The organism is Bradyrhizobium genomosp. I (2014), from assembly GCF_000261685.1.
Taxonomy (GTDB): Bacteria; Pseudomonadota; Alphaproteobacteria; order Rhizobiales; family Xanthobacteraceae; genus Bradyrhizobium.
Genome location: NZ_AJQE01000026.1, coordinates 46,042 through 59,070, shown reverse-complemented (window position 1 = coordinate 59,070; position 13,029 = coordinate 46,042). Strand labels below are relative to the sequence as shown.

General features: G+C 64.7%; 11 protein-coding genes. 6 read left to right on the top strand and 5 right to left on the bottom strand.

Annotated elements, in window-relative coordinates; translation table 11 throughout:
* From IC50_RS02335 to IC50_RS02310, 6 genes are all read left to right on the top strand, one after another.
* The coding region (locus tag IC50_RS02335; protein ID WP_035699961.1) for an ABC transporter ATP-binding protein at positions 1 to 718 on the top strand (718 nt) is incomplete at its 5' end.
* 12 nt (positions 719 to 730) lie between these two features.
* On the top strand, positions 731 to 1,816 hold the full coding sequence (locus IC50_RS02330; RefSeq protein ID WP_035699959.1) for an ABC transporter ATP-binding protein: 1,086 nt from the start codon (positions 731 to 733) through the stop codon (positions 1,814 to 1,816).
* Positions 1,816 to 2,790, top strand: a complete 975-nt coding sequence (locus IC50_RS02325; RefSeq protein ID WP_035699957.1) for a carbohydrate ABC transporter permease — start codon at positions 1,816 to 1,818, stop codon at positions 2,788 to 2,790. The genes IC50_RS02330 and IC50_RS02325 overlap by 1 nt, the downstream gene beginning before the upstream one ends.
* Positions 2,790 to 3,596 (top strand): carbohydrate ABC transporter permease, encoded by an 807-nt coding sequence (locus IC50_RS02320; RefSeq protein WP_035699955.1) that lies wholly within the window; start codon positions 2,790 to 2,792, stop codon positions 3,594 to 3,596. The genes IC50_RS02325 and IC50_RS02320 overlap by 1 nt, the downstream gene beginning before the upstream one ends.
* A 10-nt stretch (positions 3,597 to 3,606) precedes the next feature.
* Positions 3,607 to 3,936: a DUF2160 domain-containing protein gene (locus tag IC50_RS02315; protein ID WP_035699953.1), complete on the top strand. Its 330-nt coding sequence runs from the start codon at positions 3,607 to 3,609 to the stop codon at positions 3,934 to 3,936.
* A gap of 131 nt (positions 3,937 to 4,067) precedes the next feature.
* Positions 4,068 to 5,810, top strand: coding sequence for an ABC transporter substrate-binding protein (locus tag IC50_RS02310; protein WP_035699952.1), 1,743 nt, complete (start codon positions 4,068 to 4,070; stop codon positions 5,808 to 5,810).
* 324 nt (positions 5,811 to 6,134) lie between these two features.
* On the opposite strand, the gene IC50_RS02305 is transcribed toward IC50_RS02310, so the two are convergent.
* The 5 genes from IC50_RS02305 to IC50_RS02285 all read right to left on the bottom strand — a co-directional run bounded on the left by IC50_RS02305 (position 6,135) and on the right by IC50_RS02285 (position 12,869).
* Positions 6,135 to 7,235 carry an alkene reductase gene (locus IC50_RS02305; protein ID WP_035699950.1) on the bottom strand — a complete coding sequence of 367 codons (1,101 nt, stop codon included), beginning with the start codon at positions 7,233 to 7,235 and terminating at the stop codon, positions 6,135 to 6,137.
* 179 nt (positions 7,236 to 7,414) lie between these two features.
* Positions 7,415 to 7,918: a DUF1993 domain-containing protein gene (locus IC50_RS02300; RefSeq protein WP_035699948.1), complete on the bottom strand. Its 504-nt coding sequence runs from the start codon at positions 7,916 to 7,918 to the stop codon at positions 7,415 to 7,417.
* Positions 7,919 to 8,163: 245 nt separating this feature from the next.
* Positions 8,164 to 9,462 carry a lytic murein transglycosylase gene (locus tag IC50_RS02295; RefSeq protein WP_035699945.1) on the bottom strand — a complete coding sequence of 433 codons (1,299 nt, stop codon included), beginning with the start codon at positions 9,460 to 9,462 and terminating at the stop codon, positions 8,164 to 8,166.
* A 123-nt stretch (positions 9,463 to 9,585) separates the two neighbouring features.
* Positions 9,586 to 11,526 (bottom strand): glycosyltransferase, encoded by a 1,941-nt coding sequence (locus IC50_RS02290; RefSeq protein ID WP_035699944.1) that lies wholly within the window; start codon positions 11,524 to 11,526, stop codon positions 9,586 to 9,588.
* Positions 11,523 to 12,869 (bottom strand): HlyD family secretion protein, encoded by a 1,347-nt coding sequence (locus IC50_RS02285; protein WP_035699966.1) that lies wholly within the window; start codon positions 12,867 to 12,869, stop codon positions 11,523 to 11,525. Before IC50_RS02285 ends, IC50_RS02290 begins: the two co-directional genes overlap by 4 nt.
* Positions 12,870 to 13,029: the final 160 nt, after the last annotated feature.

The following is a 13,029-nucleotide window of genomic DNA, read 5'->3' as shown; positions in this document are numbered from 1 at the left end:
GCTCGAGCCGTTCCTGAAGCGAACGCCGCTCCAGCTCTCCGGCGGCCAGCAGCAGCGCACCGCGATCGCACGCGCGCTGGTCAAGGGCGCCGATCTCGTGCTGCTCGACGAGCCGCTCGCCAATCTCGACTACAAGCTGCGCGAGGAGCTGCGCGCCGAGCTGCCGCGCATCTTCGAGGCCTCGGGCGCGATCTTCGTCTATGCCACCACCGAGCCGACCGAGGCGCTTTTGCTCGGCGGCAACACGGTGTGCATGTGGGAAGGCCGGGCGCTCCAGATGGGCGAGACAGCCAACGTCTACCGTCGGCCGCAGACCTTGCGCGTCGCGCAGGTGTTTTCCGATCCGCCGCTCAACCTCGTCGGCATCGAGAAGAAGAACGGGCAGGTCGCCTATGCCGGCGGCACGGCCTCGCCGGCCACTGGCCTTTATTCCTCGCTCGCGGACGGTGCCTATCGCGTCGGCTTCCGCGCCCACCAGCTTGCGGTTGCCAATGGCGAGGCCGACCGCCACGGCTTCCACGCCACGGTTACGGTGACCGAGATCACCGGTTCGGAGAGCTTCGTGCACTTGACCCGCGGGGGATCGAACTGGGTGGCGGTGCTGCACGGCGTGCACGAGTTCGAGCCCGGCCAAACGCTCGATGCCGTGCTCGATCCCAATGACGTCTTCGTTTTCGATGCTGCCGACCGATTGGTCGCGGCTCCCGGTCAATCCTGAGGGAGATGCGCCATGGCCCGCATTGACCTCGTCGATCTCGCGCACTCCTACGGCGGCAATGATGCGCCACAGGAGAGCTTTGCGCTCAAGCCCGTCACCATGACCTGGCGGCAGGGCGGCGCCTATGCGCTGCTCGGACCATCCGGCTGCGGCAAGACCACGCTGCTCAACGTCATCTCCGGCATCATCACGCCGTCGCGCGGGAAGATCCTGTTCGACGGCAAGGACATCACACCGCTGTCAACCCAGAAGCGCAACATCGCCCAGGTGTTCCAGTTTCCGGTGATCTACGACACGATGACCGTCGGGCAGAACCTGGCGTTTCCGTTGAAGAACCGCGGCGTCCCGAAGGCCGAGATCGACAGGCGCGTCGCCGAGATCGGCCGCCTGCTCGATCTCGAGCCCTATCTCAATCGTAAGGCGACCCGTCTCACGGCGGATGCCAAGCAGAAGATCTCGCTCGGCCGCGGCCTGGTCCGCTCCGACGTCGCCGCCGTGCTGTTCGACGAGCCGCTCACGGTCATCGACCCCGAGCTGAAGTGGCAGCTCCGATCGAAGCTGAAGGCGCTGCATCGCGAGCTCGATCTCACGATGATCTACGTCACCCACGATCAGACCGAGGCGCTGACCTTCGCCGATACCGTGGTCGTCATGCATGACGGCCGCGTGGTGCAGAGCGGCACGCCGGCCGAGCTGTTCGACAAGCCGGCACACACCTTCGTCGGCTATTTCATCGGCTCGCCCGGCATGAACATCCTGCCGGCCGAGGTGAGGGGGCGTGAGGCGCGTATCGGCGGCCACGTCATCACGCTCAATCGCGCCTACGACAATCTGCCTGCCGGCACGAAGATCGAGATCGGTGTCCGTCCCGAATTCGTCGAGGTCGTGGCGCCTGCGCCAGGCCTGCTCACCGCGAAGATCGAGCGCATCGACGATCTCGGCCGCATCCGCTTTGCGCGGACGCGCCTCGGTGATGCCAAGCTCGCGGCGCGCGCGCCGGCGGGCTTCACGTCATCCGACGGTGACGCCGGGTTGAAATTCGATCCGTCGCACGTGCACGTCTATGCCGACAGCCTTCTGGTGGAGGGAGCCGCCTGATGGACAAGACCGTCAACCAAAAAGCCTGGTTCCTGGTGCTGCCGGTGTTCCTGGTGGTCGCCTTCTCGGCGGTGCTGCCGCTGATGACGGTGGTGAACTATTCGATGCAGGACACGTTCGGCAACAACCAGTTCTTCTGGAACGGCGTCGGCTGGTTCAAGGAGCTGCTCGATCCCTCGACCGATCTTGGCGGCCGTTTCCTCGCCTCGCTCGGCCGCAATCTGTTCTTCTCGCTGGTGATCCTCGCCATCGAGGTGCCGCTCGGCATCGTCGTCGCGTTGTCGATGCCGCGCGAGGGCTGGACGGTCGCGGCCTGTCTCGTGATCCTCGCGTTGCCGCTGCTGATTCCGTGGAACGTGGTCGGCACGATCTGGCAGATCTTCGGCCGCCCGGACATCGGCCTGCTCGGCTATGTCCTCAACGCAATGGGCGTCGACTACAATTACGTCTCCAATGACTTCGACGCCTGGGTCACGGTCATCGTGATGGACGTCTGGCACTGGACCAGCCTCGTTGCGCTGCTCTGCTACGCCGGCCTGAAGTCGATTCCCGAAGCCTATTATCAGGCCGCCCAGATCGATGGCGCCTCGCGCTGGGCCGTGTTCAAGGCGATCCAGCTGCCGAAGATGAACCGTGTGCTGCTCATCGCCGTGCTGCTGCGCTTCATGGACAGTTTCATGATCTACACTGAACCCTTCGTCGTCACCGGTGGCGGGCCCGGCAACTCCACGACGTTCGTGTCGATCGAGCTCGTCAAGATCGCGCTCGGCCAGTTCGATCTCGGCAAGGCCGCCGCGCTGTCGCTGGTCTACAACCTCATCATCCTGATCGTTTGCTGGGTCTTCTACACCGTCATGACCAATGCCGGCGTCGAACGCAAAGTCCAGGCGGAGAGCGGGCCGGCGGTGGAGCCGAAGCCTTCGCCCGGGCTCAAGCCCGTGCCCGCGCTCAAGCCGAAGGAAGGAGTGGCCTGATGCATTCGATCCCCGGCCGCCGCCTCATCATGGGGCTGTTCCTGGTCTTCCTGCTGCTGCCGATCTACTGGCTCGTCAACATGAGCTTCAAGACCAACAGCGAGATCGTCTCGACGATGACGCTGTGGCCGCACACCCCGACGCTGCAGCACTACAAACGCATCTTCACCGACGAGAGCTGGTATTCCGGCTACATCAATTCCCTGGAATACGTCGTCCTCAACACCATCATCTCGATCTCGGTGGCGCTGCCGGCGGCCTACGCGTTCTCGCGCTACCGCTTCCTCGGCGACAAGCACCTGTTCTTCTGGCTCTTGTCGAACCGCATGGCGCCAGCCGCGGTCTACGCTCTGCCGTTCTTCAACCTCTATTCGGCAATCGGGCTGTTCGACACGCCATGGGCCGTCGCGCTCGCGCACTGCATCTTCAACGTGCCGCTGGCGGTCTGGATCCTCGAAGGCTTCGTCTCCGGCGTGCCGCGCGAGATCGACGAGACCGCCTTCCTCGACGGCTATTCCTTCCCGCGCTTCTTCATCAAGATCCTGGTGCCGCTGATCGCGAGCGGCATCGGCGTGGCCGCCTTCTTCTGCTTCATGTTCTCCTGGGTCGAGCTCCTGCTCGCGCGCACACTGACCTCGGTGCAGACAAAGCCGATCGCGGCGATCATGACGCGCACGGTATCGGCCGCCGGCATGGACTGGGGCCTGCTGGCCGCCGCCGGGGTGCTCACCATCATTCCGGGCGCGCTGGTGATCTGGTTCGTCCGCAACTACATCGCGCGCGGTTTCGCGCTCGGCCGCGTGTAAGGAGGCAATCATGGGATCTATCGCGTGGATGGCCTGGACGCTGCCGACCGCGATCTTCTTCGCCGCGCTCGCCTGCACGCTTGCCGTGATGACATGGCTCGCGGCGGTCTATCCCGAAGCCGAGCGGGTCGGCGTGCTGCGCATCCCGACCACGCGCGGTGATCGCCTGTTCATCTCGCTGATCGCGGCCGCCGTCATCCACCTCGCGTGGATCGGTCTCGTCGGCACCGACCCGATCGCCACGCTGCCGATCGGCGAGGAGGGTTTTGAGATTCCGAGCCTGTGGCTCGCAAGTGGAATTTCGCTGGTCACGGCCGCGCTCATTTTCCGCACGGTCTGAAGCCCGCGAAGGGACGGCCAGATCCGGGGGGCAACCCGGGCCTGTATAAAAGTTTGTCGCTGCAACGGAGGAACAACATGCGACAGTTTAGGAGAAGGAAAGGTCCATTGACCAAGAGCAGTTTTCTGACCATGTCCAGCGCCGCTGCGATCCTCGCAGTGTCGATCGCCGTCTCGGCGCCGGTGCGCGCCGCCGACGACGCCGTGATCCAGAAGTGGATCGCGGAATTCCAGCCCTCGACGCTGTCGAAGGAAGATCAGAAGAAGGAGCTGGAGTGGTTCGCCAAGGCGGCCGAGCCCTTCAAGGGTATGGAGATCAACGTCGTCTCCGAAACCATCACCACTCACGAATATGAATCGCAGACGCTGGCCAAGGCGTTCTCCGAGATCACCGGCATCAAGCTCAAGCACGACCTCATCCAGGAAGGTGACGTCGTCGAGAAGCTGCAGACCCAGATGCAGTCCGGAAAGAACGTCTATGACGGCTGGATCAACGATAGCGACCTGATCGGCACGCACTTCCGTTACGGTCAGACCGTCGTTCTCTCGGACTATATGACCGGCGAGGGCAAGGACGTCACCGATCCCATGCTCGACGTCAACGACTTCATTGGCAAGTCGTTCACGACCGCGCCGGACGGCAAGCTTTATCAGCTGCCTGACCAGCAGTTCGCCAACCTCTATTGGTTCCGCTACGACTGGTTCACCAACCCCGACTACAAGGCCAAGTTCAAGGCGAAGTATGGCTACGAGCTCGGCGTGCCCGTGAACTGGTCCGCCTACGAGGACATCGCCGAGTTCTTCACCAACGACATCAAGGAGATCAACGGCGTCAAAGTCTACGGCCATATGGACTATGGCAAGAAGGACCCGTCGCTCGGTTGGCGCTTCACCGACGCCTGGCTGTCGATGGCCGGCAACGGTGACAAGGGTATTCCCAACGGTCTGCCGGTCGACGAATGGGGCATCCGCATGGAAGGCTGCCGTCCGGTCGGCTCCTCGATCGAGCGCGGCGGCGACACCAACGGTCCGGCCGCGGTCTACTCGATCACCAAATACCTCGACTGGCTGAAGAAGTACGCGCCGCCTCAAGCGCAGGGCATGACCTTCTCCGAAGCAGGCCCGGTGCCGGCGCAGGGCAACATCGCCCAGCAGATCTTCTGGTACACCGCCTTCACCGCCGACATGGTGAAGCCGGGCATCGCCGTGATGAACGCGGACGGTACGCCGAAATGGCGTATGGCTCCGTCGCCGCACGGCGCCTACTGGAAGGAAGGCATGAAGCTCGGCTATCAGGACGCCGGCTCAGCGACCTTGCTGAAGTCGACGCCGCCGGATCGCCGCAAGGCAGCGTGGCTCTATCTCCAGTTCATCGTCTCCAAGTCGGTGAGCTTGAAGAAGAGCCATGTCGGTCTCACCTTCATCCGTGAATCCGACATCTGGGACAAGTCGTTCACCGAGCGTGCGCCGAAGCTCGGCGGCCTGATCGAGTTCTACCGCTCGCCCGCCCGCGTGCAGTGGACCCCGACCGGCAACAACGTGCCCGACTATCCGAAGCTCGCGCAGCTGTGGTGGCAGAACATCGGCGATGCGTCGTCCGGTGCGAAGACGCCGCAGGCCGCGATGGATGCCCTTGCGGCCGCCCAGGACTCGGTGATGGAGCGCCTGGAGAAGTCCGGCGTGCAGGGCGCCTGCGGTCCAAAGCTCCACAAGAAGGAGAAGCCGGAGTACTGGTTCGCGAAGGCCGAGAAGGACGGCACCATCGCGCCCCAGCGCAAGCTCGCGAACGAGAAGCCGAAGGGCGAGACCGTCGACTATGACACGCTGATCAAGTCGTGGCCGGCGACTCCCCCGAAGCGCGCGGAAGCGAAGTAAGCGGCGCGTGGCGTCACCAAATGCGAAAGGCCGGGAGCGATCCCGGCCTTTTTGTTTTGGTGAGTCACTGCGCTGTCTCCACACCGCTATTGCGAGCGCGGCGAAGCAATCCAGAGTCTTTCCACGGAGGCCGTCTGGATTGCTTCGTCGCAAGGGCTCCTCGCAAGGACGAGTGTGTGGCACGCTCGTCCCCACATTCGGTGTCATTGCCCGCGAAGGCGGGCAATCCAGTGTTCCAGAGACCGTCGTGATTGGATCGAGAGGCCGCGGCGTACTGGAAGCCCCGCCTTCGCGGGGCTTGACGGTTGTCGTGTGGATGGCGGCTTATTCCGCCGGCTCGGCCGCCAGCGTCGGGTAATCCGTATACCCCTTCGCGCTACCCCCGTAGAAGGTGTTCTTGTCCCAGTCGTTCAGCGCCGCGCCCTGCTTCAGCCGTTCGACCAGATCGGGGTTGGAGATGAACGGCTTGCCGAAGGCGATGAGGTCGGCCGCGTTCGCGTCCAGCACCTTGGTGGCGAGATCGAAATCGTATCCGTTGTTGGCGACGTAGGCGCCGGCGAAACGCTTGCGCAAGGACGCGTAGTCGAACGGCGCAATATCGCGTGGGCCGCCGGTAGCACCCTCGACGACGTGGAGATAGACCAGCTTGAGTGCACTGAGTCCATCGACGATGTGATCGAACAACGGTTGCGGGTTGCTGTCGGAGAGGTCGTTGGCCGGCGTCACCGGCGAAATGCGGATGCCGGTGCGATCGCTGCCGGCCTCAGTGGCGACGGCCTTGGCGACTTCCAGCATCAGCCTGGCGCGGTTCTCGATGGAGCCGCCATAGGCATCGGTGCGCTTGTTGGCGCCGTCCCTGGCGAACTGGTCGAGCAGATAGCCGTTGGCGCCGTGAATCTCGACGCCGTCGAAGCCGGCCTCGAGCGCGTTCTTCGTCGCACGCTTGAAGTCGTCGATGATGCCAGGGATTTCGGAGAGTTCGAGCGCGCGCGGCTCGGACACGTCGGCGAAGGTGCCATTCACAAAAGTCTTGCCCTTGGCGCGGATCGCGCTCGGCGCCACCGGGGCCGCGCCATTTGCCTGGAGATCGACATGCGAGATGCGGCCGACATGCCAGAGCTGGATGAAGATCTTGCCGCCGCGCTCGTGGACGCGGTCGGTGACGTTGCGCCAGCCGGCGACCTGATCCTTGCTGTAGATGCCGGGGGTGTCCTGATAGCCTTGACCCTGCTGCGAGATCTGGCTCGCTTCGGTGACCAGGAGCCCTGCGGAGGCCCGCTGACCGTAATAATCGGCCGCAAGCGGGCTCGGCACAAAAGTGCCGGGCACGGCACGGTTACGCGTCAGCGGCGCCATCACCAGGCGGTTGGCCAGCGTGATGGGGCCGAGCTTGTAGGTCTCGAACAATTTCGTCGAACGGCTCATGGGAAATGCTTCCAGGCGGTGAGAGGTCCCGAACACTTGTGCATCGCGACATCGGGCGCAAGGGATGAGCCATACGGAAAGTGCAGGCGAGCTACGCGGCAAGGGCCGCGTAGCATAATTCTTGCGCAATTTTAGCCGCGGCAGTGGATTACGACCGTCGCGGTCGTGCGATTTCGCAATCAGTTTGCGCCCATGAAATCGCGTTTGCCGACCTCGACGCCGTTGTGACGCAAAATGCCGTGGGCAATGGCGGCGTGGAAGTAGAAGTTCGGCAGCGAGAACGAGCTCAGGAATTGCTGGCCCTTCATGGTGATGGATTTGTCGGGGCCGGCCGGGAAGGTGACGTCCCTGGCATCGGCGCCTTCGAACTGCTCGGGCTTGAACGACTTCACGTAGTCGATCGTCTTCGCCAGCCGCTGCTTCAATTCCGCGAAGCTGGTCTCCGTGTCGGGCGTCGACGGCACGTCGCTATGGGTCAGCCGGGCACAGCCCTTGGCGGCGAAATCGCTGACCAGCTGGATCTGCCTGGACAGCGGCAGCATGTCCGGGAACAGGCGCGAGCCGAGCAGGACGCTCGGATCGATCTTCTTCGCCGCGCAATGCGCCTCGGCCTTGGTGAGCAGGCCGGTGAGGCTGTTCAGCATTTGCAGATAGGCGGGGACGACGGCGTCGTGGAAGGACATGTGATGCTCGCTTGTGAATGGAAAATTTCAGGAGAAAACCTGAGCCACTCACATGGGAGCCTCATGGAAAAATACAATCGTGCAAAGCGGCGTTTGCAGTGCGAAAATTCTATCTGTCCCACAAGCTCGCTGTCATCGTCCGCGCAGGCGGACGATCCAGTACTCCGGGGCAGCTGTGATTGAACCGACAGGCCGCGGCGTACTGGATGCCCCGCCTGCGCGGGGCATGACCACGGATAGACGATCTACCGCACCGTCCCCGCCGGCTGCGCCTGCGCCGTGCCGCCGCGCATGCGAGCGAGCAGTTCGGGCGTTGGCCAGGAATCGGCCGGCAGGCCGTATTTGATCTGCATCGCCTTCACCGCAGTGCGGCTCTGCTGGCCGAGCACACCGTCGACCTTGCCGACATTCAAGCCGGCACGCACCAGGAGCTGCTGCAATTCCTTGAGCTCGTGGAACGGCAATTGCGCGACGGGTGCAGCCGGCTTGCGCATCGGCGCCGCGCCCGCGATGCGGGTGGCGAGATAGCCTGCGGTGGTCGAATAGATCAGCGAGTTGTTCCACTCGGTGTAGGCGGCGAAATTCGGATAGGCCAGGAAGGCGGGACCAAAGCGTCCCATCGGCAGCAGCACGGACGCCGCGAGATTGTCGTTCGGGAGGGAACGGCCGTCGGGATAGGTGACCCCCAGCTGCGCCCATGTCGAGCGCGGCTCGCGCACCGCGAGATCGGTCTTCTCCCACGGCAGGTTCGGCGGCAACTTGATCTCCTCCAGCCACGGCTCGCCGCGCCGCCACTTCAATCCGTTGGCGATGTAGTTCGCGGTCGAGCCGATCACGTCGGCTGGCGAGCGCAACAGGTCGCGCCGTCCGTCGCCGTCATAGTCGACGGCGTAGTTGACGTAATGCACGGGCAGGAACTGGGTCTGCCCGAGTTCGCCGGCCCAGGAGCCGATCATCTCGTCGGGATGCAGATCGCCGCGGTCGATGATCTTCAGCGCGGCGATGGTCTCGTTCACGAACATCTCGGAGCGGCGGCAGTCATACGCCAGCGACACCAGCGATTTCAGTGTCGGCAGATTGCCCATGTTGGCGCCGAAATCGCTCTCCAGGCCCCAGAATGCGGCGATCACCGCCGGCGGCACGCCATATTCCTTCTCCGCGCGCGCGAATGCGGCGGCGTATCGCTTGATGTGCTGCTGGCCGTTCTGCATGCGATAGGGCGCGGCCATGCGGCCGGCGAATTCGGTGAAGAGCTGGCCGAACACGCGCTGGCCGCGGTCGCGGTTGACGATGCCCTGGTCGTAGACGAGATACGGCGAAGCCTCCGCGATCGTCCGCTGCGATACGCCGGCCGCGACCGCTTGGCTCTTCACGCCGGCCAGGAAGCGATCGAAGCTCGCGCCGTTGTGGCACGACGCGGCGCGCGGCGAGGGCACCGTCGCCCTGGGGGCCGCGGGCTTGGCAGGCGGCGGCTGAAGCTGGGCGGAGGCGCTGGAGCATGCGAGGAGCGCGGCGGCCGCGATCGCAAATCGGATCTGGAGCATAGGGGTTCCGGCGGGCAGGGCAGGCGTGGATTCGCCCAAATCTTAAGTGAAGTGACGGTCTCAGGCCATCCTTTCCATGCCATGGCGGTTCACGGAATGCGAGTCGCTGGGCGTGGCCCCAGGTTAGCCGAACAGCCGCATCAGCAGGGCTTTCCCCACCGGCAGCGCCCTGACGCCGCGGTAGGCACGCACATATTCGCCGGCATAGAACGCCCTGATCGCATGCACGCGCGTGTCCATGCCTTCCGCGAATCGCACCGCAAATCCATCCGCGGTTCGCCGCACCACGATGGCCGCGATCGCGCGGCCATAGATCCGGCACTCGATGGTGCTTCCGGGGAGCGGGGGATCGGGATCGATCAGGCGCGCGCCGGTGATCGAGATGTCGGCGAGCCGCGCCAGATGTGACTTGCCGTCCTGGCGCAGCAGCACGGGCTCGTTGCGCTCGAAGCGCTCCGCCTTGCGCCGACGCGGCTGCTCGATGCAGACGAAGCAGACCACGGTGAGGATGAACGCGTTGTACAGGCTCCAGGCCAGCGCCAGCCCGCCATAGGCGATGTTCTCGCCGCGCAAATGCAGGATGAAGGCATAGGCGATGGAGACGAGCGTGATGAGGAGCGCGCTTCCGTAGATCCGCAGCAGCGGCCATTCGACGAACCTGTTGTCGCGGTCGCCGCCTTTCGCGGTGACCTTGAATCTGTGTCCTTTCGGCTTCAGCAGGCCGGCAGCCGCCGCCTTCAGCACCGCGGGCGCGGCGATGAGCTGCGAGACGTCCGTCATCATCGCGAGCGAGCGGCCGTGGGATAGCCAGGCCATGATGAGACCATGCCAGACGTAGAACGGCAGGAAGAACCGCAACAGCTCGGTCAGGTCCGCCTGCACTGCCTTGATGCCGAACAGCAGGAACAGCCACGGCACCATCAGGCCCGCCGTCTTCGACGCGTAGACCGCGGACCAGCTCATGAAGGCATCGACCAGCGAGAGCCGGTCAATGAAGGAAAGCTTCGACTCTCGCGAGAGGGGGCCGCTGCGGCCGCGGATGATCTGCATGAAGCCGAGGCACCAGCGGGCCCGCTGGGTGATGTATTCCTTCAGCCCCTCCGGGGCGAGCCCGATCGTCAACCGCTCGTTGAGATAGATGGTGGTGAGGCCGTGTTCCTTCAGGCGCAGCGTAAGGAGATAGTCTTCCGTGACCGAATCGGTCGGAAACCCGCCGATCTGCATCAGCCCGGAATAGCGAATGAGGGATGAGGTGCCGCAGCAGAACGCGACGCCCCAGGCGTCCTTGGCCGGCAGCAGGATGTCGAAGAAGAAGCGCTGCTCGTCCGGCCAGACGTCCGTTGCTGCAAGGTTCGTCTGGATCGGGTCGGGATTGATGAAGTGCTGCGGCGTCTGCACCACGCCGACCGAGGCGTCGTCCATTAGCGAGACTGTTCGCGCAAGGAAGTCGGGCCGGGGCACGAAGTCCGCATCGAGGATGGCGACGAAATCCGGCGGCTCGGTCGACGCGCCGACATGGCGGAGTGCGTGATTGATGTTGCCGGCCTTGGCGTGCCGGTTGTCGGGCCGCATCAGATAATGGCAACCGAGCTCGCCGGCGAGTCGCCGCAGCCAGGGCCGCCTTCCGTCGTCGAGCACCCAGACGCGATAATTGCCGTAGTCCAAGCCGGTAGCGCCGATGATCGTGCGCTCGAGGATCGATCGCTCCTCGTTGTAGGTGCAGATGAAGACGTCGATCAGCGGCGCGCGCGGGTCGGTGGCGCGGCCGTCGAGCCTCGCTGCCTTGGTGCGGTCGCGCGTCCGGCTCAGGAACAGCAGCGACAACGCGATCGCGACGAGCGAGGCTGCTTCCAGCAGCATGAAGGGATAGCCGATTGCGGCATCGGCGGTCAGATGCGGCGGGGGGAGCGTCGAGGTAACGCGCCAATGCAGATAGCGTAGCAGCAAGGCCATCGACACGATGGCCAGGAACGAGCGCGCCATCGTGCTGTCGCGCCGGAGCAGCGGCACGATCGCCATGAAGGCGCCGAGCGCAATCAGGCCGGGCGTCAGCGCCGTCGTCACGGTGCGGTCTCGTGCCGTGCAAACACGACGCGACCGGTGCGCCCTACCGTGCAGGCGCGGGCCGCGGCATCGCGCAATGCCACGGTCACGCGGTAAGGCTCCTTGCTCAGCGCATCCGGATTGATGGCGAGATTGGCGGGCGCGCCGGCGGCGCCGGTCAGATTGACCACAGTGCCGGAGATCAGCTCGCCGCCGTCGTTCGGCTCGAACGTCGCGAGATCGCCGAGTTGCAGGCGGTTGTAGACGCTCTCGGTGACGTTGGCCGTGATGACGGCGCCGCTGCAATCGAGCACCTTGAGCAGAGGCTGGCCGGCCTGCACGTCCTCGCCGGGCGACGTCATCATCTCCCAGACCCGCCCTGCAACGGGTGTCGTGATGTTGGCTTCCGACAGATCCGCAAATCGGATCTCTTCGACTTTGATCTCGTTGGCGAGCCAGGCGATCTCGGTATCGGTGCGTGCGAGGTCGGCCTCGAGGTCGCCGGCGCGCTGGCGCATCTCCTCCTCGCGCTGCACCGAGCTGGGCCGATCGTTGTAGCTGTCGCCGAGGAACGAGCCGTTCCGTGCCGCGGCGAGCTCGACCTTCGCCGCGTCCAGCCGCTTGCGCGCACCGAGTTCGGTTTGCTGCGACACCGAGAGCTCGCGTGTGAGCCGCGTCAGTTCGACGCTCGAGACGTTGCCGGATTTTGCCAGCGAGGAAGCGCGCTCGACGGCGGCGCCGGCCTCCTCCCGTCGTGCCACCGCCGCTTCGATCGAGGTCTGGATTTCCGCAATACGGGCCTCCAGCTGGAGCACGCGCCCGTCACGGAATTGCGCGGCCTGCCGCGCCAGGTCCTTCTGCGCCGCCTGGGCCGCGGCGAGCTTCGTCGCCAAGCTCGGCCGCTCGTTCTCCAGGCGCGATTTCTGCCGGCGGAGATCGTCGAGCCGGGTGCGATCGCTGCGCGAATTGACCACGCGCAAGACCACGGTGCCTGCGTCCAACCTCGCCTGATCGGTCAGCCGCTGCGCGGCTGCCACACGGCCGCCAATCGGGCTTCGTAAGGTGACGAGCCGCGAATTGAGCACCGCCTCGACACTCGAATTCTCCCACATCGCGCGCAGAGGCAGCCAGCCGAAAATCGCGATGATGGCAAGCCCGATCGCGATCTTCGCGCCGCGCCGCAGCCGTGGCCAGCGCCGCTGCGTGTCCGGCGCGGCCTGCGCATCGACGGCGTGGCCAGGCTCGTCATTGGCGAACATCTGCTCGTGCAGCGCCTCCTGCAATCCCTTTGCGTCAGCCCTGGTGTCCTGAGGGGAGGGAGCGGATGCGGGATCGACGGAAGCGGCGTGCGAGCGGTCCATCATGACGGTCACCTTGCTGACGGGTGTCGACGGAACTGGTCAATGCGCAACAACCCCCGGGTGTGCCGGGTTGCCACGACTTAAGGGAGATTGCGCTTTCCAGATTGCTAAGCATCGGCGCGTGTTTTTGAGCAAATCCCGGTCAAGATTTAGCGGCGCGAGC